Here is a 26,546-nt window from a genome sequence, read left to right as displayed (position 1 = left end):
TGATACATTCCCAATTATACCTGAATTGCAGTTACTGCCAAGAAAGAGATCAGAAGTGCCAGAATTGCATATGTCTCAACCATTGCAGGGAAAAGCATTGCTTTACCGAACTGATCCGGTTTTTTTGCAATGATGCCGATAGATGCCGCCGCAGTTTTTCCCTGGGATCTTCCGGAAATTAAACCTACGATACCGATTGGAAGGCAGGCTGCCAGAATCAGAAGCCCGGTCGTAACAGAGATCTCTGCCGCGCCGCCGCCCAGAAGGCCGATCTTTGAAAGTGTTACGAAACCGATAATCAATCCATACAGTCCCTGTGTACCGGGCAGCAGCTGAAGAATCAATACCTTTGCAAACTTACTCGGATCCTCCGATACAACTCCGGATGCAGCCTGTCCTGCTATCCCGACTCCCAGTGCTGAACCTGCTCCTGAAAGAAATACCGCAACTGCCGCGCCAAGAAGCGCATAAACAATACCTAACTGACTCATAAATTTGTTTCCTCCTTAATATCTGCATATTTTGTATTTTCTTTAAAAGGGTGAAATGCACGTCCGCCGCCCTCATAGAACTTACCGAAAAACTCTACATACTGCAGTCGGTTTGTGTGCACATATGCGCCCAAAAGATTAATCGCTATATTAAATGTATGCCCCACGATAAAGGCAGCAATAAACACGATTACTCCAAGCACGCTCTTGCCGCCCATACTTCCCATCTGGTTTACAACGGACGCGATCACACCGGTAGCCAGGCCAAGTGCAAGAAGCCTTGAATAAGAAAGCACATCGCTGAGCCACCCGCTGACATTGTAGAGGTCGTATGCCCCCAGCGCCAGACGGATCCCGAAGTTCTTATTCGCACGTCCTGACATCAGTACAATGCCGACTGCACCTATGATAGCCAGCCATTTACCGAGCGCATTCACCGCCGGCGGGAATACGATGGTTGTCTGGGCAATGGATGCAAAAATGTTACTTGGAATCAACATGATCAAAAGCCCCATTAAAAGCATATACCAGAGGACTACGTCACAGAAGAAGTCCATGTATCTTTTATCCCTCAGGCATAGATAGCCCTTGATGCCCAGCCCGGTAAAAAGATGGATCACTCCAAACAGCATAGAGTAGATCAAGAGCTTCATTGGTTCATCCAGAGGAACGAACCACACCGCCGGTATCCCGACCTCGTGCCCGAAAAATGTCCTTGATATGACATTCACCACGTCCCCGAAATAGCCGCCAAACATGATGCCCCAGAACAGGGTGGATATCCCACACCAGAAAAACAGCTGAATGGATGTCTTCATGCTTCTGCCCATTCTTGGAAACTTTATAATTAATATCCCGCATACAATAGAAACGATCGCCCCGTATGCCGCATCTGAAAGCATCAGACCAAACAGAAACACATAGAAAAATGACATAATTGAGGTGGGGTCTACTTCTCCCCTGCCCGGCAGGCCGAACGCCTCCAGTATCCCCTCTGCGCTGGATGAAAACCTGCTGTTCTGCAGGAGTACAGGCGCTTCTTCCTCTTCCTTTAGTTCCTCCAGATCCACGACACAGTCATATTTGCCGTCTAATGCCTTCTTAACCCGGACAGCTTCCTTTTTCGGCACATACCCGCTGATCAGGAAGGTCCGCTCCGACTGCGGCAGCTGACCGAGCACCTCATACTTATCTGCACGGATACGGTAATAATCTGCCAGAAGCTTCAGTCCTTCACGGTGAACCGCCAGGCTGGTGATTTCCTTCTCAATCTCAGCGACCCTGGAGTCAATTTCGGAAATCTCCTTCTCCATATCTGCCTTTGCCTCTGCGGGAACCTGATCCGTGACCTGGGACGGTCTTGCGAATCCCATGCTTCTGAGCGCTTCTTCTGCTGCCTCCGCATCTCTGCGCAGGCAGAATACGGCCAGATATATGGTGTCCTGCTCCGTGGAGATGATATGGATATCCGTCTCCAGTTCCGGCGCACGTTCCGCCAGCGCTGCATATACCTGTTCCAGCGTTAACTGTCCGGGCAGTGTTCCCGGCAGCATCACAATATGTTCTGTCCCCCCGAAGGCCACGGGTACATTAAGTGGCAGCCAGGGCATCAGGCTTTCGATACTATTTTCAATTTTAAGGATATTGGCTCTGTGTTCCGCCCGTTCCTTATCCAACGCCTGAATTCTTCTGGCCGTTCTCTGCAGATCATCCCTGTTCTCAATCACCGACCGGTACTTTTCTTTATCTACCAGGTCTTTTCCCTCCAATGACGACAGAAGGGACTGCTTCACGGGAGCATACTGATGCAGTAGGTGCAGCGCCTGGTCCGCCGATGCCGCAGCCTTTTCGAAACCGCTTCTGGCATTCGCCGTGTTCATTTTGCGGAAGTCTTCGTCCTCCTCCAAAATGTGGTTGATCTCCATCACTCCCATGTGCTGCAATTTTTCCAGGATTGCCTTCCGGTCTTTCTTCAATGCGCAGATACTCATTCGCTGCATCTGCAATACCGCCATAATGTATTACCTCCTTCATCCTGCTTTTTTATGAAACCAGTTGTGATATTACGAGGCTAACTGCCTGTTCTTCCTTCTCGGAAGCCAGCTCCTTAAGTGCACTGATTTCTTTTTCCACAGCAGACGCTGCTTCTTTCAGAGATTGTGCACCTTGTTCTTTCGCAGCTTCCATCATGGATTCTGCCTGTCTGCGAATCTCTTCTGCCTGATCGGCCTTCAGCATATCAGCCTCTTTCGATGCATCATCCAGTATTTTTCTGCACTTTGCATCGGCTTCTTTCACAATAGCCCCGGCTTTTGCTTCCGTTTCCCTGATCACTTGAATGGTTTCTTCTACCATAAATTGGTCACCGCCTTTCTGCGTACGCGTTTTTAGAATATCATAACAGTTCAGGCAAACCTGAACTGTTACGCATCCAGCCCATTGAAATTCGCCTGCGCGAAGTGCTGGATGCCAGCAACCACCATGTTTTGGTACGGTCTGCGCAGTAAATGTACAGACCTGCCTGAACTGTTATAGAATATCACACAATTTTTTGATGGTAAACAATAATATATTGACTTTTATTTTTAGAAATTCTGCAATTTGTTTCGATATACCTCTGATTTCCCCTTAAACACAAATAGAAAACCAAAATTAACTACTCTTATTATAGACAACACCTGGTTTTCTCAACCGCTTTTTTTGTTATTTGCTGAAAATAAAAACAATTTTGGAAAAGCCGTTCATTATAAAGCACGATGAGCTGGTTCTGCTCCTGATTCCAGTTCCAGTATCTCTGTGTCCATTTCTTTATGACATTTCCACTTGCAAGATACAGCATTTTTTCCAGTGAGCTATCGCTGGAAAGCTGTTGATGTTGTTTTCTGAGATAATCTGTCGGATTTGTTCTTTTGCTGCTGCCATAAAAAATACTCCTTTTTAATAAGAATTGTCATATCTGAATTCTTATCAAAAAGGAGCCATTTTTTACCAAAGGCACAAATTAATTAACACTACCTATTCCTATTCTTTGGTAAAGGACTTAAAAATCGGTATTAACCGACAGCCCCATTTTGCCGGCTAATATTTTACACTAACGTTCGCTGTAGTACTAGTCCGCATAGGTTAAGATAATTTTTCCCTAAGCATGGCAACGGCATTCTTTACAAGCTGCTCCATTTCTTCAGCGGATGCATTCTCACTGATGTCTCTCCACACTTTTATATCACGTCCTACTTCTCCGCCCATTTTAATGAATGGTTCCATCACTACCGCACCCTGGTAATGAATCTCCTTCAACGCACCCGTGATCTCGTCCCACGGTATTCTTCCATCCTCCTTCGGAGGCCTGCGGTTAGATTCTCCGACATGGAAGTGGCCCAGTCTGTCCCCGACAAGCCGGATTGCATCTGCAAAACTGTCTTCTTCTATATTCATATGGTAAGTATCCAGCAGTATTTTACAGTTCGGACTGTCCACCATGTCCACATAAGCCATTGCTTCTTTCGCAGTATTCACAAGGGATGATTCATAGCGGTTGACTACTTCTACCGCAAAGGTGATGCCGAAAGTCTCAGCCGCCTTCATAATTTCTTTTACAGAGTTCACGCTTCGTTTAACGACAGCGCTCTTATCTGTTACACCCGTGGTAAAAGGCTGGTTCCATGCACCAATATCAACACCGGAATACATATTCGAACCCATTTCACTCATGATTTTAAAGGTATCCAGTGTAAACTTTATTCCGCGGTTCCTTACGGTTTCATCCTCAGATGCCAGATCCTGATCTGCCCCAAGACCTACTGAAAACGTGAGTGTGATATCATTTCCTTTTGCCGCCCGTGCGATTTCATCCCTTTTGTTTTTCGACAGAGCGAAAAACGGTGCCGGTGCCACTTCCAGTATGTCCAGTCCTATCCTTTTGATCTGTTCAATTTGCCTGATAAAATCAGTGTTCCAGTCTGTATTAAAGTATCCGAAATGAATTCCTATTTTATTCATATGATTCCGCCTCTCTTAAATGATCTCAGCTCTCTTTTCAGGTCACGGATTGTTGTATGTTCATCAATATAAACCGTCTCAATCCCCATCGCATCTCCCCAGCCGCCAAGCTGGTCCGCCGTCAGGTCATAAGTCATGACTGTATGATGTGCGCCGCCTGTCATGAGCCAGGCTTCCAGACCGTTCTCAAAGTCTGGTTTTGGAGTCCAGAATGCAGTAGCAACCGGAAGGTTCGGCATTGGTTTTTCAGTTTTTTTACACGTGATGTCATTAATAATCAGCCGGAAATTGTCCCCCATATCAATCAGGGATGCAGCAATTGCGTCGCCTTCTTTAGCGGTAAATACGAGTCTCGCCGGATCTTCCCGGCCGCCCAGCACAAGTGGATTTACCCTAATGCTCACAGGGCCGTCCGCAATAGAAGGACAGATCTCAAGCATGTGCGTCTCCAGAATTCCTTCCTTTCCCGGAACAAGGTTATAGGTATAGTCCTCCATGAAGGAGGTTCCTTTTGCATCCTTGATTCCTGCCGTCATGAGCTTGACAAGACGAAGGAGCGCTGCCGTCTTCCAGTCACCCTCTGCCGCGAAGCCATAACCCTTTGCCATGAGTCGCTGCATGGCCAGCCCGGGCAGCTGCTTTAAGCTGCCCAGATCCCCAAAGTGAGTCACGACCGCCTGGTAATCCTTCTCCTTCATAAACCGCTCAACTCCAAGCTCGATCTGTGCCTGTACCGCTACATGGCGGCGGAATTCTGAAGGCTCCCTTCCATCTAACATGATCCCATAGCTTTCATAATACTCATCTGTAAGTGCATTTACGTCTGACTGCGATACCGCCTCAACTGCTTCGGCAGCCTCATTAACCGGATAGGTATCCACTTCCCAGCCGAACCGCATCTGTGCATCTACTTTGTCGCCCTCGGTATCCGCTACATTTCTCATATTATCCGAAAGCCTGAGAACCCTGAGATGGCTGCTCTCAAGAATACCTGCCGCCGTACGCATCCATCTGCCGATCTTTTCCTGCACCGTGGCCGCACTCCAGTGTCCTGCCACGATCTTATGCTCAAGCCCCATTCTGGCGAGCATATAGGCAAACTCCCTGTCGCCGTGGGCGGACTGGTTAATATTGATAAAATCCATATCTAACGTATCATACGGGATCTCTTCATTAAACTGTGTGTGCAGATGCAGAAGCGGCTTTCTCAATTCCTTCAGACCTAAGATCCAGGATTTCGCCGGTGAAAACATATGCATCCATGCGATCACACCAGCGCACTCTTCATCTGCATTTGCCTCATTAAAGGTCTTCCGGATCGTCGGATTCGATATCAGGGTCGGCTTCAGAACAATCTCAAACGGCACCAGTTCGGAGCGGTTCAATTCGTCTACGATGATCCTGCTGTGTTCCGTGACTACCTGTATCTCAGCGTCCCCATACAGATCCACAGAACCCGGACAGAACCAGAATTTATAATTTCGCTGTAATTCCATCTTTTCACCTTTCTGTTATATAGACCGTTCAGTGTTTTTGTATGGACTGTGCAGTATGTGTACAGTCCGGCACGGGAGACTTCGCCACGGCCTATAGGCCGCGCATAGTCCCCTGCACTGAACAGCAGCCTTATTTCTTATTCACGGCATATTTCACCCGTTCTGCGATCTTCTCAGGTGTAAAGCCAAACCGTTCTCTTAAATACGCCTCGGAACCTACCTCTCCGAATTCATCCCTCGTACCGATCCTCTCTACAATTGTCGGGCAGTGTTCTCCCAGATACTCTGCAACCGCAGACCCGAGGCCGCCGTATACGGAATGATTCTCCGCCGTCACAATAGCTCCTGTCTCCTTTGCACATTTCAGTACCAGTTCCTCATCGAGCGGCTTCACGGTAAACATATCCACAACCGTAACTTCTATGCCTTCGTCTGCCAACAGCTGCGCCGCCTGAAGTGCTATCGTCACTAACCGTCCGCAGGCGATAATCGAAGCATCTTTTCCTTCTCTGAGCACGTTTCCCTTTCCAATCTCGAATTCTGCATCCTCATCATAGACTGCTATGTTATCTGCAAGAGGTGTCCTGTAATAGGAGATTCCTTTCATATCAATCGTCCTGCCAAGAAGCTTATTGAACTGTACGCCGTCGGCGATATCAAAAATCCTGCAGTCCGGTACCGTCCGCATCATAGCGATATCTTCAAATGCCATATGGGTGCCGCCCCAGTATGTCTGCTTATATCCCGGCTCGCTTCCGATAATGTTGAGCGTTTTTTTCGCATACGCACCGGACAGAAATATCTGATCGAATCCTCTGCGTGTCACAAAGGAGGCAAAGCTGTGAATAACCGGTTTTAATCCCATAACTGACATCGCAGCCGCCGTACCGATCATGTTTGCCTCGGCTATGCCGCATCTGAGTACCCTGTCGGGATATTTTTTGACCAGATCCCAGAGTCCCGCACCGAATGCAAACATCAGATCGGCATCAAGGTACACAACGTCCGGATCATTTTCAAGCATACTCTCTAACTGATCAAGAAACTGTTCTGTAATTGCTTTTTTCTCATAATCACCGTTATAGATTGTTTTCACCATTATATGTACCTCCTCACACACTTGCCTTAACTTCTTCAAGCTCTGCCAGACACTTGTCCGCCAGTTCCTTATCGACAGGGATCATATGGTTAAATACCATTTCCTCTACACACTTCACCCCGCTGCCCTTCGTGCCGTCAAGCACGATAACGGCCGGCTTATCGCCCTGATTCTCCCTGACACTTAAGAACGCATTCTGGATTGCTTCCGGGTCATTGCCTTTGACTGTCAGTGCATACCATCCAAATGAGCGGAACTTCTCCTCTATGTCTAGGAGGGATATACACTCATCAATGGTTCCGTCAATCTGTTTCTTATTCCAGTCCACGATACCGACCAGGTTATTGAGCTTATACTGATGGGCATACATTGCCGCTTCCCAGATCTGGCCCTCCTGAATCTCACCGTCTCCCATGAGACAGTACACACGGTTCGGAAGCCTCTTTAATTTTGCCCCCTGGGCTAATCCATTCGCCAAAGAAAGCCCCTGTCCGAGAGATCCCGTCGATGCGTCGATTCCCGGTGTGCGCAGCCTGTCACAGTGACTCGGAAGCCTTGTACCTCCCTCGCAGAGTGTATCCAGCCATTCCATCGGGAAATACCCTTTTAAAGCCAGTGCCGCAAATACAGCCGGACCCGAATGTCCCTTGGATACGACCAGCATGTCACGGTCTGTTTTCTGAGGTTCCTTAGGATCAATGTTCATTTCTCCGTTATAAAGCACCGCCAGGACATCCGCGATGGAGAGGCAGCCGCCGATGTGCCCGAAACCTCTCGTTTCGAGGCATTTTACTGTTGCAATCCGGACTTCATTTGCAAACGCTTTCAGTTCCTTTACTGTCATATTCTTACCTCCTGTTCTGTTACACGTGAATCTCTTTTACCATCGCGTTGATGGCATCAATATAATAGTTGATATCCTGTCCCACCGTCACACTGTCGAAGCCCTGGGAGAGCCTTGCATTGGCAACTTCGGAATTTGCGCAGTAGATAATCGTAAACTTGCCTGCTGCCCTGACTGCTTTCACAATTCGTTCCATTGCTGCCTTAAATTCCGGCTTGTCAAATTGTGTCGGAATCCCCATTGCTACAGACAGGTCATATGGTCCTACAAAAATGCCGTCCACCCCGTCTACTTTGGCAATCTCTTCGATATTTTCCAGACAGCCCATCGTCTCACACTGCGGAACAAGCAGTGTCTCCCTGTTGCATGTTGCAAAATAGTCATTGATGTCTCCGGCCGCATGTTCCAGATATCCGTACCCGGCACCTCTGGCAAAGGCCACCCCGCGCTGTCCGAGCGGATAGTATTTTGCATATTCCACAAGCTTTCTGATCTCTTCTATGGAATGTACCTGAGGAATGATCAGCCCGCCTGCCCCGATATCCAGCATCTTCAGCACTGAATTCCGGTTCGAGTCCTTCACTCTGACGAGCGCCGTCGTGTCATGAAGTTCTGCCGCCCTTAGCATGGGCATCACGCTTTCCACATCAAACGGGCCGTGCTCTGTATCAATCAGCATATAATCCACCGCTGTCAGAGCGAGCGCTTCGGCCACATTTGCATTGCCTGCCTCAAAAAAGGTACCGATTGTTTTTTCACCATTCATGATTTTTTCTCTTAATAAATTTTTCATCTGTCTACACTCCTGTTCCTAATGCTTTTTTGTTTACAATGTTGTCCGGATTCTTACCGTTTAAAGTATCCACTGCTGTGGCCGCCAGCACTGCCATCATCTGCTTCTCTGCCTCCACCGAATTATAGGCTGCGTGGGGGGAGCATATGATCTTTCCGGTTTCAAAGAGCGGATGTCCCGGCTCACTGATCGGTTCATGCTCCACAACATCCAGTGCCGCTGCCCTGACCTTCCCCTCCTTAACTGCTGCCATCAGATCGTCCGCGGAGATAATCGGGCCGCGTGAGGTGTTGACGATCATGACACCATCTTTCATTTTGGCAATTGTATCTTTATTAATGAGGTGATAGGTACTTTCAAACAAAGGTGTGTGAATGGTTATCACATCTGAAACAGCCAGCAGTTCATCCAGTTCTACTTTTTCCGCACCGGAAGCGGTTATGATAGATTCATCAAGATATGGGTCATAAGCCACCATGCGGAATCCGAATCCCTTAGCAAAATCGGCGGTTCTTCTTGCAATATTGCCAAATCCCACGAATCCGAGTGTCTGGCATGACAGGCGGTGGGGTTTGAATCCTGCGTTCGCGAGCCATTTCCCCTCTTTTACCAGGTCATTGAAAAATACAAGCTGCCGTTCCATCGCAAGTATCATAGCGATGGTATGTGTAGCAACTTCATCCAGACAGTGTGTGGGACTGTTGCATACCTTGATGCCGCGCTTCGTTGCTGCATCTACATCGATGACATCATACCCGATGCCATATCTGAGAATTACTTTGCAGTTGGTCAGCGCATCCATGATTCTGGGTGTAATCTTACGGTATATCACGAGCAGAGCATCTGCGTCCCTGCATTTTTCTATAATCTCATCCTCTGTCTGGCAGTCCTCCAGTACAAATTCAATTCCGTTATCTTCAAAAATTTTCTGCTGAATGCTGTAATCCAGACCATCCGCCGAATTCTTATCTACTACGATTGCTTTCATTCTTACGCCTCCATTATTTCAAGTTTTTATTTGTTTTTTCTATCCTGTTTCCCGGCTACCGCATAAACAGTTTCGGAAGGAACAGGGTGATCGCCGGCAGATATGTAATCAGAAGCAGGTCTATGATCATAACGGCAATAAACGGAATAATGCCCTTGATGACTTCTGAGAGCTGTGCTCCCCCGACACGGCTGGCGACAAACAGGTTAATGCCAAGCGGCGGTGTAATGAACCCGATTGCAAGGTTTACTACCATCACGAGTCCAAAATGGATCGGATCGACGCCCACTGCAGTAACGATTGGAAGGAAAATCGGTGCCAGTATCATGATTGCACACAACGTCTCCATGAAACAGCCGACGAAAAGCAGGACAACGTTGATCAGAATCAGTATCACAATCTTATTTGCATTCAGACCGATAATCGCATTTGCCACGAGTGTCGGAATCTTTGCAACCGCAAGGACCTTTGTAAATACGGCTGCACAGCCGATAACAAGCATGATCGTGGATGTCGTCACTACTGCCGACTTAATGACCTTCACGGCTTCCTTCAGTGTCAGTTCTTTATAAACAAATACACCAACGATAAATCCGTAAGCCGCTGCAACTGCCGCAGCCTCTGTAGGTGTGAAGATGCCGCCGTAGATACCGCCGAGAATGATGACCGGGCAGATCAGCGCCCATTTCGCATCCCATAATACTTTCCCGGCCCGCTTCCATGAAAACGGCTCTTTATCCCCCTGATAGCCTTTCTTTTTACAGTAGAAATAAGAATATCCGATCAGGGACAGGCCGATCAGAATCCCCGGTACAAATCCGGCCATGAACAGCTCTGAGATCGACTGGTTGGTAGACACGCTGTAAATAACCATCGGAATACTCGGCGGAATAATAACACCGATACTTCCTGCCGCCGCAATCACGGCCAGTGTGAATTTCTTATCATAACCTGCCGCAAGCATGGACGGGATAACCATACCGCCTACAGCTGCTACTGTCGCGGGGCCTGAACCGGAGATGGCCGCAAAAAACATGCACACGACAACGGTCACAATCGCAAGGCCTCCTGTAAATCTGCCGAAGAAGACTCTTGCACTGTCCATCAGGCGTCTGGATATGCCTCCGCCGCCCATCATCTCACCTGCAAGTACGAAAAACGGGATGGCCATTGTCGTAAAGGAATCGGAACTGGTCACCAGATTCTGTACGATGTATCCTGTCGTCAGATCGCCCGAATAAAGGATTGCGGCAAGTGAAGCGAGTCCAAGCGCGATCGCCACAGGGACGTTCAGTATCAAAAGAATAATCATAACTCCAAAGAGTACGAGGCTAATCATTCATCTCCACCCCCTTCTTATAATTCTGCACACGCAGGACGATTGTCTGTACACAGCGTATGGAGGATAAAATGTATCCAATACAGGGTGCCAGGTAGATGAAATACATAGGAATCGACATCGCGGGTGATATCTGTCCCGACCTAATTACCTTTCCCAGCAGCATCCAGCCCGTAATGACCACGAATACACACCATCCCAGAGAAATCACATCACCTATCATGACGATGACCGGTCTGATTTTCTTTGGAAACAACGACAGCGCTGCTTCAATCTTCACATGTTTCCTCATCTTGATGCCGTAAGAGATAGAAATGAAGGTCATCCACACAAAAACATATCTTGCCAGCTCCTCCGACCAGGAGAGTGAGCTTTTGAACAAATAACGCATGATTACCTGCACTACGATCGCGATTGTCGCCACGCTCATGAGTGTCGCAGAGATGATATCCTCTGCATGCTCATCTAAAAATTTCCAGAACTTGGACATTTCTTTACTCCTTCCTTTTCCTTCACTATTCTGCAGTCTTATCCAGTATTCTCTGGAACAGCTCCGGATGCTCTACTTTTGTTTCCACCAGACTGTATATGTCCGAGACTGCATCACGGAACTGCTGTTTTTCTTCATCGGTCAGCGATATCAGGGTAACCCCCTTGTCCTGCATCTCTTTCACTGCATCCCCATCGTACTCTGCCGTTTTTTCACGCTGCACGGAAACACCGTATGCCCCTGCTTCCTCGACGATCTCCTTTTCCTCGTCAGTCAGTTTATCGTAGCTGTCCTTGCTCATCAGAAGCAAATAAGGAGTATATACATGGTTTGTTTCGATGATATAGTCCTGCACCTCATAGAAACGGTTATCCCGATCGGTTACAAACGGATTATCCTGCCCGTCCACAGTTTTCTGCTGGAGCGCAGTAAATAATTCTGAGAATGCCATCGGTGTAGGGCTGGCACCGAGTGCCTTCCATGTTTCAATATGTACCTCACTTTCCATAACCCTTACTTTTAACCCCTTCAGATCTGCCGGTGAATGAACTTCCTTTGCTGCAGTGGAGAGCTGGCGGAATCCGTTTTCCGGAAATCCCAGTACCTTAAACCCGATATCCTCCATACCTTTTGCGATCTCCTGCCCGATCTCACCGTCCAGGATCTCCTGGGCCTGTGCAGAATCCTTGAACAAAAACGGGGCATCGAATACATTCAGGTCCGGATAAAATGCTGCAACCGGGGTTGTGGATACAATACACATATCAATATTTCCATACTGTACGGTCTCTGCGACTTCACGGTCACCGCCTAACTGTCCGTCCCCATACACATCGATCTCCATCCTCCCTTCTGACAGCTCTTTAATCCGCTCCTGCATGGTCTCTGCCATATCAACCTGGGACTGGTTCGTATTAATAGAGAGCTTTAGACGCTTGATGCCGTCCTTATTTTTACCGCACCCTGCAGACATAACGACCGTAAACAGTAATACAAAAACAAACATAAGATTTATGATTCTTTTTCGTTTCACCTTTTTTCCTCCCACCATCCTATTCTAAACGTTCTATAGCAGCTCTGATTTCATTTACCCGCTCATCATACTGTCTTTCCTCAAGCAGGAACGGCGGACGTGTATCTTTAAAAGGCACGCCCCAGTCGGGGCCGTCCTTATATTTAGGCACGATATGTACATGAAGATGATTTACCTTATCCCCATATGTTGCATAATTAATCTTATCCGGATAAAATACCTCATCCAGTGCTTCGGCGGTCCTACTGACGGCATGAATCAGTTCTGCCTGCTCTTCGTCGGAGAGCTGGTACCACTCTGTTTTATGTGCCGTCCGGTAGACAACGATACATTTTCCCCTGTGAGTCTGATCCCTGTACAGGTAGACGGACGCATTCCCTATGTCTTTGACATGGATCATCAGACTTCCCAGGGCCTCGCCATTCTCGCAGTAATAACACTCAGACATATTTCATACCCCCTATATATAACCGTTCAGAGACGGCAGAAATTCGGACAGGGCAGGTATATAAGTCACAAGCAGCAACACAATGATAATCGCCGCAAAATATGGAAGTAATGTTTTAATCACCTGCTCTATCGTGACTTTCCCGATCTTACATCCTGTAAACAATACTGTTCCTACCGGCGGTGTGATCGCACCGATACACAAGTTGTAGACAAGCATAATTCCGAAATGGATCGGACTCATGCCAAAACCGACGCAGATAGGCATAAAGATCGGAGTAAAAATTAAAATTGCAGGTGTCGGGTCCATAAAAGTTCCCACCAGCAGCAGAACGATATTAATAATAATCAACGTTATAATCTTACTGTTTGTAAGCGCCAGCATTGCCGTGGCAATAATATCCGGGATACTTGTATAGGCCATAATCCATGACATAATGGACGACACGCCAATCAAAAATACGATGATAACGGTTGTCTTCGCTGAATCCAGAAGAATCTTCGGCAGATCCTTCACCGTAATACTTTTATAAATAAAGCTGAGAACCATCGCATAAACAACTGCCACTCCAGAAGCCTCTGTGGCCGTAAAAATCCCGCTCAGAATTCCGCCTATGATAATGAGGATAAGAATCAGGCTTGGGATAGCCTGTACAAAATACTGCAGTTTCATTTTTCCGGATACCTTCTCTGTATTGATGTATCCGCGTTTTTTTGCCATATAACCGGCCACAATCATGACCGCAATCCCCCAGAGAATGCCGGGGATATAACCCCCCATAAACAGTGCCGCTACCGAGACTGAACCGCCGACTGTAGAAAATACGATCAGCGCATTACTGGGTGGAATCAGCATTCCCGTAGGGGCCGATGCAATATTCACAGCCGCTGAGTATTCCTTTGCATAACCTCTCTCTTCCTCGATCGGACCGATTGTTCCGCCCATCGCTGCCGCTGCTGCATTGCCGCTTCCGCTAATTGCCCCGAAAAACATGTTTGCAACGATATTGCTCTGTGCCAGCGGACCCGGCAGTTTCCCGCATAAAGCCTCCGCAAGACGGACGATCCGCACAGCGATCCCTCCATTATTCATAAAATTCCCGGCCAGTACGAAAAACGGAATCGCAAGAAGCGGGAATGAATTCAGGCCAGTAAACATTTTCTGAGCACATGTCACTAAAGCAACATCTGCAGGCAGGATTACCATCATTGCCATCGCGGAAGACAATCCGATAGAGATTGCAATCGGTACGCCCATTATCAGAAATATAATCAAAGCCGCTACCATAATTATTGTCGCCAATACAGCTACATCCATCTTATTTCCCCTCCTTCTCTTTTTCATCCGGGTCTTTCAGCTTCTGGACCATATCCCACTCATTGCAGATAAAATATAAAAACATAAAGACACCCGCAATCGGGATGGCAATATAGATCACTCCCATAGAAATCGGCAGTATGGAATCCGCCTGGGTCATTTGCTTCAGTGCACCAAAATATCCGCCGGCCAGCAGCACTCCGGCTGCAAAAAGGAGAATCAGGAACTCGTTAATCATCTCAACGATTATCTTTCTTTTTCCTTTGAACTTATCCAGTATAAAAGTCATCGCCATATGATCCCTCTTTCCGAACACATAGGCACCGCAGAGCATGGCCAGCCAGATAAAACCATACGTAACAATGGCTTCACTCCATGAACTGGGATTGTTAAAGACATACCGGGTCACTACCTGGTATACGACAAGAATCGTCATAATCCCAAGGATTAATATAGACGCCGCCTCTAAAATCTTATCTATCACCTTTCGTACACTACTCATTTTCTTCTCCCTCCGATCTCAGCGAAACAATTGCCTCGTAAACACTCTTTGTCATGTCATTGCTGTTTGCGATTGATTCCTGAAATTCTGTAAAGCTCTCCGCGAAAGCGTCTTTATCTACGTCATCGATGAACTCAATACCAAGGGACTGCGCCTGCTCAATGCTGTCTTCCACCATCTCCGCCCAGAAATCAAATTCCTTCTCAACGCATTCGTCCATAACACCTTCTACCAGTTCCTTATCTTCCTCTGACAATGATTCCAGAAACTGTGTGCTCGCCACGACAAAGTCTGTACTAAAACAATGCTCTGTCCTTGAAAATACAGGTGCCACCTCGTAATACTTCTTGCCCACATAGTCAATTTCATTGGATTCCGCTCCGTCCACCACGCCCTGCTGCATGGCCGAATACTGCTCGGATGCGGACATCGGGACCCCGGTCCCGCCCATCAGATGCAGCATTTTCACCATGTTATCAGACTGCATGACACGGATTTTGAGTCCTTTCAGGTCACTCGGTTCACGCACCTCTCTGGCACAGAATATATTTCTGGAACCAGAACCAAATGCACCGACGATCTTAAAATCATGCTCCGCTGTCGAATCGAACAGATCGTCCAGAATTCCGCTTGTATATGCCTCCCTTTGATGATCACTGTCCTTAAATAAATAAGGCATGCTTAAGACCGAGAAATCTCCGTTATAGCTTTCCACGATTGTCGCATTGGCCACGCACATCTGAACAGCGTTATTCTGCGTCAGTTCGAGGGCCGCCCTCTGATCCCCCAGTGTTCCGTTCGAATAAATCTTTACCGTAAACCTCCCATCCGTCACCTTCTCTATTTCTTCGGAGGCCCATTTAAGTGCCTTGAAATGCGGATAATCTTCTGCATTGTTGTAAGCGATCCTGATCACTCCATGATCCACCTTTTCTATTTCCTTTTTCTGGCAGCCGACCAAAAGCAGGACAGAAACCATTGCAGCCGCGCAGCCTAAAGCCGTGATTCTTCTTATTTTCATGACATATTCTCCTTCCTGTTCAGCAAATGATCCTCTATGTTCCAGAAATCACCCGTGAATACTGAGGAATCACTGCAGTATGCATTCCCGTTTTCCATGCTGCCGATTACAGACATATCCTCTTCATCCAGTTCGAAATCAAATATATTAAAATTATCGGCAATCCTGTGGGGCTTCGATGATTTAGGGATGACGCAGTTGCCCCGCTGAATGTTCCATCTCAGTATGACCTGACCGACATTTTTGCCGTGTTTTCCGGCAATCCGTTCCAGCTGCGGCTCAGACAGAATATACCCCTTCGCAAAAGGCACACAGGCAGTCATCGTAATATTCTTTTCCGTACAGTACTGATAATCTTCCCTTTTCTGCAGCCAGGGGGAGAGTTCAATCTGATTCATGACCGGCACGATACCAAATTCCTCCGTCAGCGCCTCCAGATGTTCCTTTTTGAAATTGGAGACCCCGATCTCTTTGAAATATCCCTTCTCTTTATACTTCAGTAAAGCCTCAAAAGCATGATATCGCGCATACTCGTTCTGACCAGGCCAGTGCAGCAGGTACATGTCTATGTAGTCAACATCCAGAGCCTTCATGCTGTACTCCACAGCCGTTTCCGGCGTTTTGTAGCTAGTCGGCCAGATCTTACTTACTACAAAAAGTTCACCCCTGTCAATTCCGCTCTCACGGATGCCTTTTCCTACGTATACTTCGTTTTCATAGAAGTTTGCCGTATCAATGTGCCGGTACCCCACCTCAATTGCACTTTTCACTGCGTGGATTCCTTCCTCAGCCTCGGACTTATAGCACCCCAGACCAAGCATAGGAACTTTCATATTATTGCGCATCGTCTTGTATTCCATAGCTAATCTCCTTTGTTTGAATACGCTCCTCTCTTTCTATTGCCACGATTATTATATAAGCACTCAACAATATGTGTCAAAATAAGTTCTTTAATCGATTTTTTTTGTATTTTTTGTTTGTATTCGGAAACATTTATTTTATTTTCCTGTTTATATTGCACTTAGTCTTCATATTTTCATCTATATATTGTACATTTTCAACAAATAAAACACCCTGTAAAGAAACCTATGATAGTCTCTTTACAGGGTATATGAACTTAAAACTCATTATTTTCTGTAACGCACTCTGACCTTTACTTTCTCAGCCGTGACATTGTCCCATACATCCGCTGTATATCATTGCGCATCTCATCTTCCGCCAATAAGGGCAGATGGTTTTTAAGCATGTTAAATATTGCCTTGTGATGCTCCGATCCGCTCCCCATGTCATGCTGCTGAAAACATTCTTCATAAGCAAGCTGGTTGAGCTGATTGCGATAGCAGGCCAGAGGACATTCTATAGACTTGTACATACTCACCAAATATGGATTGCGGGATGCCTTGATGATAATCTCGTGAAACTGCTTATCTGTTCTGGTATACTCTCTCTGATCCATGGTATTGTCGATCTCTTCAAATTTACTGATAAGTTCCATTAACTGCTGCAACTCCGCAGGCTTGATCCGCTTTGCTGCCTGATAAGCAGCTTTGGGTTCCAGCGTCATCCTTGCTTCATAAATCCACAGACATTCCTCATAAGAAATCGGCTTTACATGGACGGTTTTTCCCACGCCCCGGAAGAAAATCCCTTCATCCACCATATCGGAAAGTGCTACTTTCACAGGAGAACGGGAAACATTCAATTCTTTCGCAATTTTAGATTCAATGATCTTATGTTCGGGCAACAGATGCCCCTCAATCACCTCCTGATACAGTTCTTGATAAATCAGGCGGCTTAAAACAGCGAAAGGGTTGCTCTCCATCTCCTGCTGCACATTACTTTTAAACTCTTCACTTAATACATATTCTGTCATTGCTTATCTTCCTTTCACTTTCTTATGTTTATTAAGGAATTCTTGTCAGGTACCGTTAATAATTTATTGTACCAAATCATGTTCGTGCTGACTAGTACTACAGCGAACAATAGTTTCTTAATCGCTGGCCGCAAGGATGGTAATCGTAATTACGTGGAGCCTGGCGAAGATATCTGGTTATATATCCGCCTATACGAAAATGGAGACATCAAATATTTTATATCCAAAAACTTCCCTTTTTCTTCAGGAACAGGCTGTCCCTCGGTAACAATTGCTGCCGTTCAAAAAAAAGAACCAGAAATAAAGATTTATTTACCCTTTTTCTGGTTCTTTCTATTCACAATTTTTTTAATTATAAGCATGCTTGTAGCGAGACGCGCGCCATGCTCCGTCTTTCATAACACCTCTGCTCCGGTTTGTCATTCCCGCCAGTGCAGATGGTGCAGATGCCCCTCGAGATTCATACCGGAGAATCCGTTCTGACGCAAAGCCTCATATAAGATAACCGCCACGGAATTACCCAGGTTCAGGGAACGGATATCACCGTCCATAGGGATTCTCACACAGTCCTCCTGGTGTTCCACCAGGATCTCTTCCGGAATACCGGCGCTTTCCTTTCCAAACATGATATAGCAGTCCGGTTCATAGTGAACCTCTGTGTATACTTTCGGCGCCTTTGTAGTAGCCATGTATAACCTGACACCCGGATTTTTCTCCTGAAAATCTTTAAAATCAATATAGGTGGTTACATCCAGGTCAGCCCAGTAGTCCATCCCCGCACGCTTTAACGCTTTCTCGTTCAGCTTAAACCCCAGAGGCTCAATCAGATGCAGGCGCGTATTCGTGGCTACGCAGGTTCTCCCGATGTTCCCGGTGTTTGCCGGGATCTCCGGCTCCAGCAGTACAATATTCAGCATTACATTTACCTCTCGTTTCTGAGGCGCTGAATAAATCTGCCCAAACGCCCCAGCGCTACCTTCAGGTCATCCAGGGAATATGCGTAGGAGATACGCAGAAAGCCCTCTCCGCATGTTCCAAATGCGGTTCCGGGAACAACAGCCACCTTCTCCTCTTCTAACAGGCGGGTTGCAAACTCCTCAGATGTCATATTAAACTCCAGGATGCTTGGGAATACATAAAATGCACCGAACGGTTCAAAGCATTCCAGGCCCATGCGCGCGAATTCGTGCATCAGAAAACGCCTTCTCTGATTATAGGATTTGCGCATTTCTTCCACCTCATCGTCGCAGTTTCTCAGGCCCTCAATCGCCGCATATTGGCTGTTTGTAGGCGCGCACATGATGGCGAACTGGTGCAGTTTCACCATCTGTTCGATAATTGTCTCCGGACCGCAGCAATAGCCAAGGCGCCACCCAGTCATAGCGAATCCCTTGGAAAAGCCGTTGATCACTATGGTCCTCTCCCGCATTCCCGGAAGGCTGGCGATGGATACGTGCTCAGTCTTGTAGGTCAGTTCTGAATAAATCTCATCTGAGATAACATATAGATCATGTTCTTTTACAAACTCTGCCACCGGCTCCAGATCCTCTTTTGTCATAATGGATCCTGTCGGATTATTAGGGAAAGGCATAATCAGCACCTTCGTCCTTGAAGAAATATACTTCTCCAGGTCCTCAACCGTCAGCTTAAATTCATTTTCATACTGCAGCGGTATGACAACCGGTTTGCCGTCTGCCATGACGGTACATGGCAGATAGGATACATAGCTGGGCTGTGGAATCAGAACTTCATCTCCGGGATCCAGCATACAGCGCAGGCCCACATCAATGGCCTCGCTGCCGCCCACGGTAACCAGTGTCTCATGTCTGGAATCATATCTGACATGAATCTTTCGCTCCAGATAATTGCAGATCTCATCCCTTAATTCCTGCAGTCCGGCATTGGATGTATAGAAGGTGCGGCCCCTTTCCAGGGAAAAGATGCCCTCCTCACGTATCCGCCAGGGAGTGTCAAAGTCCGGTTCCCCCACACCCAGTGAAATCGCATCTTTCATCTCATTTGCCACGTCAAAGAACTTGCGGATGCCGGACGGTTCGATTTCGATTATTTTTTTAGATAATGGATTTCTCATTACGGCGTCACCAGCATCCTTTCTGATTCTTTCTTCGGTACCAGAACCGTTCCATGGTCTTTGTATTTTTTTAATATGAAATATGTTGCAGTACTAATCACAGCATCGATGGGGGAAAGCTTCTCAGAAACAAAGCGGGATACTTCTTTCAGTGTTTTTCCCTCCAGTGTCACGAGCAGGTCATATCCTCCGGATATCAGGTATACCGCATGTACTTCCGGATAATTGTAGATCCTCTCTGCAATCCGGTCAAATCCCTGGTTGCGCTGCGGTGTCACACGCACCTCAATCAGGGCTGTCACAGACTCCACACCAGCCTTATCCCAATCGATCAGCGTATGGTATCCGCAGATAATCTTTTCTTTTTCCATATCGGCAATCTCATTTGCCACTGTCGTCTCATCCATTCCCACCAGAACTCCAAGTTCCGCCAGATTGACCCTGCTGTTCGTCTCCAGATATCTTAAAATTTCATTTCTCAGGTTATCCATTTCTACTCCTCCTTCATTCTGCCATTGTGAATCTTAGATCCTCTTTGTTTCTCGCGTAACAATTCAGGCAGGCCTGAACTGTTCCCTCCGTGCGGCCGCACAGCGGATGCCGTACGGAAATCTATATTTACACAGGCCGGCAGTTTGTACCGCCGGTCCGCTCCCACCAGCACATCAGTTCATCTGGAGCCGGCCTGTCTAAGTATCGTTGTTCTTCACCGCTTGTGATTACCCGGGCCTTCTTGTCCGTGGTAACCCCAAGCTTGCCGGCTCGTGCCCCCACCCTTTCCAAAGCTTTCACAAGCGCATCTCCGTCCCGGGCAGTCATAAGGATGCAGCCCGCAGATGTCATCTGATAGGGATTCAGGTTATAATACTCGCAGAGCTCCACTGTCTCCTGTCTGACAGACATACCGGACAATTCCACATCCAGTCCGATTCCTGCGGCCTCTGCCAATTCCCACAGCCCTGCAAATATCCCGCCGCTTCCAACCTGGTACATCGCCTTTACTCCGCAAGCGGCCGCTGCACGGGCGGCATCAAGCGCCAGCACATTCCCCCTGAGCTGCTTCATCTGCTGAATGAAGGCGGGGACAAACCTCCTGCCCAGCTCTTCTTCCCGCTCATCCAGAATCCGCAGCATGCCCTCCAGTCCTGCATAGCCGCACAGTACGATATCCTGTCCAGGAAGGGCATAAGCAGGACGCAGCAGCGCATCCTCCGCCGCCTCTCCCTGTGCCGTTACAAATATAACCGTACGGGCGACGGCCGAAGTCACCTCGGCCCGCACACAGGCCAGCTGCACGCCTGCCTCCAGGCAAACGGATTCCAGACAGCCGGTCATCGCTTTCAGATCCCCCTCCTGCGCATACGGCGTCAGCAGAATCTGCACGGACAATGCCGTCGGTTCAACCCCATGAACCACCAGATCATTCAGCGCCCTTACCGCCGCATAGATCCCTGTCCTCACGGAATCTCCAGAAGCCTCTGCCTGTGCGTACACAGCCAGCTTTCCTTCCGAAATACGAACCACGCTGCACGCCTCTTCCGCCGATGGCTGGAAGAGAACTTCTTTTCTGTCAGTATGCAGTTGTTTTTTTACAGACCGTTTCCATATAGTCTGTGATACATTGCCTGCTTTCATAGATTCACTGTCCCTGCTCCCCGTTGTTCTCCTGGTTACTCTCCTGAACGGCCCCCTGGCTGTCCTCCTGGTTTTCCGCCTGACTGTCCCCCTGGACAGCACTCAGTATCCTTGCCTCATCCTGAGTCTGGATTGCCTGATTGATCTTTTCTGTCAGTTCGGGATTCGCGGATGCGGTTCCCACTGCAACTGTCTCTTTCACCGGTACGTACTGGCTGTTATTTATAATCTGACGGCTCTGTTCCTCGCCATCCTGGTATACAACCTTCCAAAGGCGTGCGGATATCTCCGGCTGTGCCTGCCGGGTGGTATAGAACGTTCCTGCCGGCTCTTCGGTCGCAACAAAACGTTTCCCCTCCGGCATCGTTTCATTTGTCGTCTCGCTGACAAATTCAAGAGTTCTTCCCGGATCCCGGGTTTCCTTGCCATATATGTTAAACGTGATACAGCCGTCCGCAAGAATTCCTTCTATATAAATCGGTGTCTGCTGATTATTTTTAAACTTCAAATCCTTCACATCATCTGCAATCGCAGCATCCTGTGAACGGTCCACATAGGAGATAAGCATGGTATGAGGAGAGCGCTCCGTCACTTCCAGCTCTGCAAAGAGCACTGCATTATACAGAGTCGTAGAGATCTGGCAGATACCTCCTCCCATGGATTCCACAACCTTATCATCCTCATAGGAGGCCGCCGTGGTAAATCCGTTCTCCTCGGTATAAGGCTCCATCGCCGCATTGGCAGAATATTCTTCGCCCGGTTTCAAAAAGGCTCCGTCGATGTGCTTTGCACCGCTCTCTATGTTCTGCGCACGCCCGGAACCATCGCTTCCATAAAAAGTCGTGAAGCTTCCCAGCAGGTCTGTAACGTCCTTCAGATCCTCTTTTGTCACCTCCGGATCAATATATTCCACATATGCAGGAACACTGGCGTCTTTCCCGTTCCAATCACCGCCGAGCAATTTGTTGATGCTCTTCACCGTCTTCTTGATATCCAGTACTTCACCAGCCTTCTGCTCCACAATCACCACACCGGAATCATCCTGTGTCACTTTTGCATTTTCCGGAAGGTGCAGAACCTGGGACATCGCATGGTTCAATGCCTCTTTTGCGGACTTCTCGGTCACCTGATACTCCACCGGGAACTTTTTCTTATTCTCATTCTTCTCGGCCTTCTTCATAATCTTATAGCATTGGACTGCGCTGCCCTTCCTGCCATAGTCAAGCGCCTCCTTAAGCGTCTTATCCAGATCTTTTACGGAAATTCCAAGGGCCGACAGCTCCACCTCCGAATGCCTGCCGTCCTCCAGCGTCAGATCCAATCCAGCCTTCATGGATGCCGTTACCTCCGATTCCACCTTTTCCTTTGCCTTCTCCACCGTCAAACCGGACACATCCGTATTCCCGACAGAAACGCCCTGAATAATCCTATGGCTGTCAAACTTCCGGATATAGCTCCGGAGAAAAATCTGCACACAGACAATGACCAGAAGCGCGCACACCAAAACGAAAGCCGTTCCGATAACAGCTCTTCTCTGTTGTCTGCGTCTTCTTCTTCGTTTTCTTCTTCTGTCTGCCATGTCATTTCCCCTGACTTCTTAATTCACTTCCCGATTATACAAGATATGGTATTACCATCGTAGCGACCATCGCCAGGATAATGACCATAATGACAATTGATATAATCCTTCTAACCTTTTTATTATAGAAATTCAACCTCATTCACCTCTTTATACCGGAATCAAATTTTAGTTAGTTAGATCTTATTTTATACTCTTTACAATATTTTTGCAAGAAGCATTCCCCGCACTTTGGACTCCTGGCCGTACAGATGGAACGTCCGAATGTAATAATCTGTATATTATACAGAATCCAGTGGTCTTTTGGAAGCGCTTTCATCAAATCCTGTTCGATCTTTTCCGGATCCTCATTTTCTGTAAGCCCCAGACGTCTTGAGATTCGTTTGACATGCGTATCCACCACCACGCTCGGCTCATGGTAAATATTCCCACGGATGACATTCGCCGTCTTGCGCCCTACCCCTGCCAGAGAGGTCAAATCTTCCAGACTGCGCGGGACCTCCCCGCCAAACCGCTCGACGAGAGCCTTCGTGCAGGCGATAATATTTTTTGCTTTGGTATGGTAAAAGCCGGTGGGTTTAATATCCTTCTCCAATTCCTTCAGATCTGCATTGGCAAACTTCTCCACCGTGTCATACTTCTGAAATAAGTCCTGTGTTACTATATTGACCCTCGCATCTGTGCACTGGGCACTGAGTATGGTGGCAATCAATAACTGCCAGGGAGTCTCATGGTTCAGATAACACACGTATTCCCGGCCATACTGTTCATCCAAAATGGAGAGAATCTCTCTTGTTCTTTTTTTCATAAACGCTCCTCCGGAGCGTGTTTCAAAATTGCTTGCTGCAAGATGTTGTCCCAGTCTGCGGTTTATTTACTGCAAACTTAGGAGACGCAGTGGACTACGCCCCCTGGATTTGGCAGTAAATAAACCGTGAAGTGGGGCGGCATATTGCGGCAATGCATTATCAAACACGCTCTATATCTATATAAAATACTTTTGCCTGATTTGTCAGAACATCTCTGTTCTTATAGTCAAACAGCACAAACTTACCGTCCATCTTTTCCAGATGGGTCATTTTTCGTATCTGTCTCTTGTCATAATGCTCATATCCCTTGAGATACCGGTGTTCTATTGCCTCTCTGTCGTAAAATACGGCGGCCTCCTCTTTTCTAAGAGCGGGACCCCCGGCAAAATCGGGACGGTTCTTAACATTATCCCTAAGGTATAAATCAACCGTCAGGGCTTTCCTGTATTGATCTGCATGTTTCCCATCGTGTGCCAGGGCAAACCGATAAAGAATCTCATACCTCATAATTCTTGAATGGTTGAGCATATGAAGCGAATTGTCTTCATAGTACCGGCTGAGTTCTTCATACAGGGTAAAGCTGTCCATGAATACGCGTTCCAGCAAAGATAATGTATTCTGGAACTGCCCGCTGTTATAATGCACTTCTACCATCTCCTCAATCCCCTTGAGGCGGAGGATGTCGTCAAAAGACATCCATTTTGTAGACAGCACTTCAAAAGGCGGCCTGTCCTGGTATTGAAGCTCATACTCTCCTGCATGCTCCTGCATGCACGATCCCTTCAATACCTTCAAAAATCCCAGCTGCAGCTGCTCGGGCCGCAGTGCATAAACTTCGTTAAAAGAATGCCTGAAACTGTGATAGTCCTCGAAGGGAAGTCCGGCGATCAGATCCAGATGCTGATGCACGTTTCCACCCGACCGGATCCGGCTGACCACCCGTTTCACTTCTTCAAACTTCATGACTCGCCTGATCTCCCGGATCGTATCCGGATTCACCGACTGCACGCCGATTTCCAGCTGGATCAGCCCCGGTCGCATCGTTTCAATGAGCCTCAGTTCTTCTTCACTTAACAGGTCTGCTGCCACTTCAAAATGAAAATTTGTCTTCCCTTTATCATGAGCCGCGATATAAGACCACACGGCCATGGCATGATCATGCCGGCAGTTAAAGGTTCTGTCCACAAATTTTACCTGCGGTATCTCTGCGTCAATAAACTGCTGCAGTTCCTTTTTCACCAGGGAAAGATCCCTAAATCGAAGGGCTTTATCGATAGAAGAAAGACAGTAGCTGCAGGAAAACGGACAGCCTCTGCTGGATTCATAATAGATGATCTTATTTTTAAATTCATCCATATCCTGATAGACAAACGGAACCCGGCTGAGATCTATCACCGGCCGCCATGGGTTTTCCACAATCTCCGCCTGTTCCGTGGAGCTTTCTGCGGCGCCGCCATCCCTGCGGTAAACAATCCCCATCACATCCTCCAGGTTATGCCGTTTACCATGATAATAATGAAGCAGTTCCAGAAATGTTTCTTCCCCTTCCCCTCGCATAATACCAGCCAGCTGTGGATAACAATCCAGCATCTGTGCCGCATTGTAGGAAACCTCCGGGCCGCCAAGCCAGATACTTATGGCGGGCAGTACCTTTTTAATGTCAACCACAATCTGTTTTACATAACTGATATTCCAGAGATAGCAGGAAAGGCACAGAATATCCGGCTTCTGCCTGTAAAGATCCGCCAAAATATCATCGATTCTCTGGTTAATGGTATACTCTTTAATATGAATCTCCCGTGCATACTCTGTTGCAAAGCTCTTCAGGCTGTAAACCGCCAGATTGGAATGTATATATTTTGCATTGATTGCTGCTAATAAAACCTTCATAAAAATTCATATCTCCATTTTTAAGGCCTGTTGTATCTGTTCGAGGCCGGGAACAGATGTTGGCTTATACTAGTACATCTTACAATAATTAACTGCCACATAAGCCGACCTAAATTTACGATGTATTAGATACACCAGACCCATGATTTTCGTGCAAAACGCAGCAAAATTTCTATCAGCCACGTCTTAAAGGCTAATTTTACTATATTTTTTGCTTATAGTAAATAAAAACTCGGCTAATCCGTTGACATTTCGGCAAAAACAGGGTAAAATTAAGACTCGTGCAGCCGGGGTGTTAGCGGTACCTTGTACCTGCAATCCGCTATAGCAGGGGTGATATTACGCAGAGGGTGCTGATTTGCAGAGCTGCCCTTGGAAAGTGGCGTTGAGATCTGGGTCTTACGCGACGGGAATCTGTGAACCGTGTCAGGTCGGGAACGAAGCAGCACTAAGCAGAATCTTCCGGGTGCCGTGAGGGTGCCTGGGTTGAGTTAACTGCCGAGGTAACGTCTGTGGAGATGCATTCGAAGCGTAATGCACGAAAAAAAGATAATTCTGACATAATGAGATAAAAGATAACGCTTAATAAATGGCTGAACTTTGTAGGAATATTTTGTGTTCCTGCAGGGGACAGCCATTTTAAATATATCATCGTCACTATTCTTAACCTGATAATATAAATCGGGATTTAGTCGGCTAGCTTTAGCCTAGTCGACGGATGGGGACGCTTAATGACAGGGAGGCCGGGGAGGCGCTGGGGCTGTATATGCCGTTGCGATATGCACCCGTGCTGCTAAGTGTTTCTAGA

The 26,546-nt window shown here is 47.3% G+C and carries 25 protein-coding genes, 1 other RNA gene and 1 pseudogene; 1 reads left to right on the top strand and 26 read right to left on the bottom strand.

The genetic code is table 11. The features are described 5' to 3' along the window. Positions 1 to 14 precede the first annotated feature (14 nt). The 26 genes and pseudogenes from GKG43_RS18360 to GKG43_RS18240 all read right to left on the bottom strand — a co-directional run bounded on the left by GKG43_RS18360 (position 15) and on the right by GKG43_RS18240 (position 25,738). Entirely contained in the window at positions 15 to 491 is a 477-nt protein-coding gene (locus GKG43_RS18360; protein WP_025654414.1) for a V-type ATP synthase subunit K, read from the bottom strand. Continuing rightward, positions 488 to 2,506, bottom strand: a complete 2,019-nt coding sequence (locus tag GKG43_RS18355) for a V-type ATP synthase subunit I (protein ID WP_129879609.1) — start codon at positions 2,504 to 2,506, stop codon at positions 488 to 490. The genes GKG43_RS18360 and GKG43_RS18355 overlap by 4 nt, the downstream gene beginning before the upstream one ends. A 28-nt stretch (positions 2,507 to 2,534) precedes the next feature. Then, a complete protein-coding gene (locus GKG43_RS18350; RefSeq protein WP_050639499.1) occupies positions 2,535 to 2,846 on the bottom strand; it encodes an ATPase in 312 nt (103 codons plus the stop codon). Between the two features lie 310 nt (positions 2,847 to 3,156). Then, a pseudogene (locus GKG43_RS23435) lies at positions 3,157 to 3,351 on the bottom strand (hypothetical protein); the annotation flags it as partial. Positions 3,352 to 3,614: 263 nt separating this feature from the next. Continuing rightward, complete coding sequence (locus GKG43_RS18345) at positions 3,615 to 4,490, bottom strand: sugar phosphate isomerase/epimerase family protein (RefSeq protein WP_117441000.1); 876 nt, start codon at positions 4,488 to 4,490, stop codon at positions 3,615 to 3,617. Next, positions 4,487 to 5,986 carry an L-arabinose isomerase gene (gene araA, locus GKG43_RS18340; protein ID WP_129879607.1) on the bottom strand — a complete coding sequence of 500 codons (1,500 nt, stop codon included), beginning with the start codon at positions 5,984 to 5,986 and terminating at the stop codon, positions 4,487 to 4,489. The genes GKG43_RS18345 and araA overlap by 4 nt, the downstream gene beginning before the upstream one ends. Before the next feature lie 130 nt (positions 5,987 to 6,116). Then, the gene (locus GKG43_RS18335; protein WP_129879605.1) at positions 6,117 to 7,085 is read right to left on the bottom strand and encodes a transketolase C-terminal domain-containing protein; all 969 of its coding nucleotides are present in this window, start codon (positions 7,083 to 7,085) and stop codon (positions 6,117 to 6,119) included. Between the two features lie 13 nt (positions 7,086 to 7,098). After that, positions 7,099 to 7,929, bottom strand: a complete 831-nt coding sequence (locus tag GKG43_RS18330; protein WP_025654410.1) for a transketolase — start codon at positions 7,927 to 7,929, stop codon at positions 7,099 to 7,101. Positions 7,930 to 7,948: 19 nt separating this feature from the next. Further along, positions 7,949 to 8,722 (bottom strand): aldolase/citrate lyase family protein, encoded by a 774-nt coding sequence (locus GKG43_RS18325; RefSeq protein WP_025654409.1) that lies wholly within the window; start codon positions 8,720 to 8,722, stop codon positions 7,949 to 7,951. A 4-nt stretch (positions 8,723 to 8,726) separates the two neighbouring features. Further along, positions 8,727 to 9,710, bottom strand: a complete 984-nt coding sequence (locus tag GKG43_RS18320) for a C-terminal binding protein (protein ID WP_025654408.1) — start codon at positions 9,708 to 9,710, stop codon at positions 8,727 to 8,729. Positions 9,711 to 9,765: 55 nt separating this feature from the next. Continuing rightward, entirely contained in the window at positions 9,766 to 11,049 is a 1,284-nt protein-coding gene (locus tag GKG43_RS18315) for a TRAP transporter large permease (protein WP_025654407.1), read from the bottom strand. After that, positions 11,042 to 11,539: a TRAP transporter small permease gene (locus GKG43_RS18310; RefSeq protein ID WP_025654406.1), complete on the bottom strand. Its 498-nt coding sequence runs from the start codon at positions 11,537 to 11,539 to the stop codon at positions 11,042 to 11,044. The genes GKG43_RS18315 and GKG43_RS18310 overlap by 8 nt, the downstream gene beginning before the upstream one ends. A gap of 25 nt (positions 11,540 to 11,564) precedes the next feature. Further along, the gene (locus GKG43_RS18305) at positions 11,565 to 12,572 is read right to left on the bottom strand and encodes a TRAP transporter substrate-binding protein (RefSeq protein WP_173020125.1); all 1,008 of its coding nucleotides are present in this window, start codon (positions 12,570 to 12,572) and stop codon (positions 11,565 to 11,567) included. A gap of 19 nt (positions 12,573 to 12,591) precedes the next feature. Continuing rightward, positions 12,592 to 13,020, bottom strand: a complete 429-nt coding sequence (locus tag GKG43_RS18300) for an HIT family protein (protein ID WP_129879601.1) — start codon at positions 13,018 to 13,020, stop codon at positions 12,592 to 12,594. A gap of 12 nt (positions 13,021 to 13,032) precedes the next feature. Beyond that, positions 13,033 to 14,337, bottom strand: a complete 1,305-nt coding sequence (locus GKG43_RS18295; RefSeq protein ID WP_025654403.1) for a TRAP transporter large permease — start codon at positions 14,335 to 14,337, stop codon at positions 13,033 to 13,035. A 1-nt stretch (position 14,338) separates the two neighbouring features. After that, on the bottom strand, positions 14,339 to 14,839 hold the full coding sequence (locus GKG43_RS18290) for a TRAP transporter small permease (protein WP_025654402.1): 501 nt from the start codon (positions 14,837 to 14,839) through the stop codon (positions 14,339 to 14,341). Further along, positions 14,832 to 15,860 (bottom strand): TRAP transporter substrate-binding protein, encoded by a 1,029-nt coding sequence (locus GKG43_RS18285; RefSeq protein ID WP_129879599.1) that lies wholly within the window; start codon positions 15,858 to 15,860, stop codon positions 14,832 to 14,834. The genes GKG43_RS18290 and GKG43_RS18285 overlap by 8 nt, the downstream gene beginning before the upstream one ends. Continuing rightward, a complete protein-coding gene (locus GKG43_RS18280; protein WP_129879597.1) occupies positions 15,857 to 16,720 on the bottom strand; it encodes an aldo/keto reductase in 864 nt (287 codons plus the stop codon). The genes GKG43_RS18285 and GKG43_RS18280 overlap by 4 nt, the downstream gene beginning before the upstream one ends. A 293-nt stretch (positions 16,721 to 17,013) precedes the next feature. Further along, positions 17,014 to 17,733 (bottom strand): GntR family transcriptional regulator, encoded by a 720-nt coding sequence (locus GKG43_RS18275; protein ID WP_129879595.1) that lies wholly within the window; start codon positions 17,731 to 17,733, stop codon positions 17,014 to 17,016. Positions 17,734 to 18,152: 419 nt separating this feature from the next. Next, the gene (locus GKG43_RS18270) at positions 18,153 to 18,647 is read right to left on the bottom strand and encodes a tRNA (cytidine(34)-2'-O)-methyltransferase (RefSeq protein WP_347562118.1); all 495 of its coding nucleotides are present in this window, start codon (positions 18,645 to 18,647) and stop codon (positions 18,153 to 18,155) included. Between the two features lie 8 nt (positions 18,648 to 18,655). Next, a complete protein-coding gene (locus tag GKG43_RS18265) occupies positions 18,656 to 19,825 on the bottom strand; it encodes an aminotransferase class I/II-fold pyridoxal phosphate-dependent enzyme (RefSeq protein WP_050639497.1) in 1,170 nt (389 codons plus the stop codon). Then, on the bottom strand, positions 19,825 to 20,307 hold the full coding sequence (locus tag GKG43_RS18260) for an Lrp/AsnC family transcriptional regulator (protein ID WP_347562117.1): 483 nt from the start codon (positions 20,305 to 20,307) through the stop codon (positions 19,825 to 19,827). The genes GKG43_RS18265 and GKG43_RS18260 overlap by 1 nt, the downstream gene beginning before the upstream one ends. A 136-nt stretch (positions 20,308 to 20,443) precedes the next feature. Then, positions 20,444 to 21,460, bottom strand: a complete 1,017-nt coding sequence (locus GKG43_RS18255; protein WP_129879591.1) for an AIR synthase-related protein — start codon at positions 21,458 to 21,460, stop codon at positions 20,444 to 20,446. Positions 21,461 to 21,464: 4 nt separating this feature from the next. Continuing rightward, positions 21,465 to 23,039, bottom strand: coding sequence for a VanW family protein (locus GKG43_RS18250; RefSeq protein ID WP_129879589.1), 1,575 nt, complete (start codon positions 23,037 to 23,039; stop codon positions 21,465 to 21,467). A gap of 172 nt (positions 23,040 to 23,211) precedes the next feature. Next, positions 23,212 to 23,847: an endonuclease III gene (gene nth / locus GKG43_RS18245; protein WP_129879587.1), complete on the bottom strand. Its 636-nt coding sequence runs from the start codon at positions 23,845 to 23,847 to the stop codon at positions 23,212 to 23,214. Between the two features lie 160 nt (positions 23,848 to 24,007). After that, complete coding sequence (locus tag GKG43_RS18240) at positions 24,008 to 25,738, bottom strand: B12-binding domain-containing radical SAM protein (RefSeq protein ID WP_129879585.1); 1,731 nt, start codon at positions 25,736 to 25,738, stop codon at positions 24,008 to 24,010. A gap of 279 nt (positions 25,739 to 26,017) precedes the next feature. Here GKG43_RS18240 and ffs point away from each other — a divergent pair. Continuing rightward, positions 26,018 to 26,280: signal recognition particle sRNA large type (gene ffs / locus GKG43_RS18235), an RNA gene on the top strand. Positions 26,281 to 26,546: the final 266 nt, after the last annotated feature.

The sequence above is a fragment of the Eubacterium sp. BIOML-A2 genome (assembly GCF_009680135.1).
Classification (GTDB): Bacteria; Bacillota; Clostridia; order Lachnospirales; family Lachnospiraceae; genus Faecalicatena; species Faecalicatena contortus_B.
The sequence above is the reverse complement of the archived record's forward strand: the minus strand, read 5'-3'. Positions and strand labels throughout refer to the sequence as shown.

Bases quoted from the DNA above. Each gene is read 5' to 3' on its own strand.
- GKG43_RS18360 (WP_025654414.1), bottom strand. From the start codon at position 491: ATGAGTCAGTTAGGTATTGTTTATGCGCTTCTTGGCGCGGCAGTTGCG.
- GKG43_RS18355 (WP_129879609.1), bottom strand. From the start codon at position 2,506: ATGGCGGTATTGCAGATGCAGCGAATGAGTATCTGCGCATTGAAGAAA.
- GKG43_RS18350 (WP_050639499.1), bottom strand. From the start codon at position 2,846: ATGGTAGAAGAAACCATTCAAGTGATCAGGGAAACGGAAGCAAAAGCC.
- GKG43_RS18345 (WP_117441000.1), bottom strand. From the start codon at position 4,490: ATGAATAAAATAGGAATTCATTTCGGATACTTTAATACAGACTGGAAC.
- araA (WP_129879607.1), bottom strand. From the start codon at position 5,986: ATGGAATTACAGCGAAATTATAAATTCTGGTTCTGTCCGGGTTCTGTG.
- GKG43_RS18335 (WP_129879605.1), bottom strand. From the start codon at position 7,085: ATGGTGAAAACAATCTATAACGGTGATTATGAGAAAAAAGCAATTACA.
- GKG43_RS18330 (WP_025654410.1), bottom strand. From the start codon at position 7,929: ATGACAGTAAAGGAACTGAAAGCGTTTGCAAATGAAGTCCGGATTGCA.
- GKG43_RS18325 (WP_025654409.1), bottom strand. From the start codon at position 8,722: ATGAAAAATTTATTAAGAGAAAAAATCATGAATGGTGAAAAAACAATC.
- GKG43_RS18320 (WP_025654408.1), bottom strand. From the start codon at position 9,710: ATGAAAGCAATCGTAGTAGATAAGAATTCGGCGGATGGTCTGGATTAC.
- GKG43_RS18315 (WP_025654407.1), bottom strand. From the start codon at position 11,049: ATGATTAGCCTCGTACTCTTTGGAGTTATGATTATTCTTTTGATACTG.
- GKG43_RS18310 (WP_025654406.1), bottom strand. From the start codon at position 11,539: ATGTCCAAGTTCTGGAAATTTTTAGATGAGCATGCAGAGGATATCATC.
- GKG43_RS18300 (WP_129879601.1), bottom strand. From the start codon at position 13,020: ATGTCTGAGTGTTATTACTGCGAGAATGGCGAGGCCCTGGGAAGTCTG.
- GKG43_RS18295 (WP_025654403.1), bottom strand. From the start codon at position 14,337: ATGGATGTAGCTGTATTGGCGACAATAATTATGGTAGCGGCTTTGATT.
- GKG43_RS18290 (WP_025654402.1), bottom strand. From the start codon at position 14,839: ATGAGTAGTGTACGAAAGGTGATAGATAAGATTTTAGAGGCGGCGTCT.
- GKG43_RS18285 (WP_129879599.1), bottom strand. From the start codon at position 15,860: ATGAAAATAAGAAGAATCACGGCTTTAGGCTGCGCGGCTGCAATGGTT.
- GKG43_RS18280 (WP_129879597.1), bottom strand. From the start codon at position 16,720: ATGGAATACAAGACGATGCGCAATAATATGAAAGTTCCTATGCTTGGT.
- GKG43_RS18275 (WP_129879595.1), bottom strand. From the start codon at position 17,733: ATGACAGAATATGTATTAAGTGAAGAGTTTAAAAGTAATGTGCAGCAG.
- GKG43_RS18265 (WP_050639497.1), bottom strand. From the start codon at position 19,825: ATGAGAAATCCATTATCTAAAAAAATAATCGAAATCGAACCGTCCGGC.
- GKG43_RS18255 (WP_129879591.1), bottom strand. From the start codon at position 21,460: ATGAAAGCAGGCAATGTATCACAGACTATATGGAAACGGTCTGTAAAA.
- GKG43_RS18250 (WP_129879589.1), bottom strand. From the start codon at position 23,039: ATGGCAGACAGAAGAAGAAAACGAAGAAGAAGACGCAGACAACAGAGA.
- nth (WP_129879587.1), bottom strand. From the start codon at position 23,847: ATGAAAAAAAGAACAAGAGAGATTCTCTCCATTTTGGATGAACAGTAT.
- GKG43_RS18240 (WP_129879585.1), bottom strand. From the start codon at position 25,738: ATGAAGGTTTTATTAGCAGCAATCAATGCAAAATATATACATTCCAAT.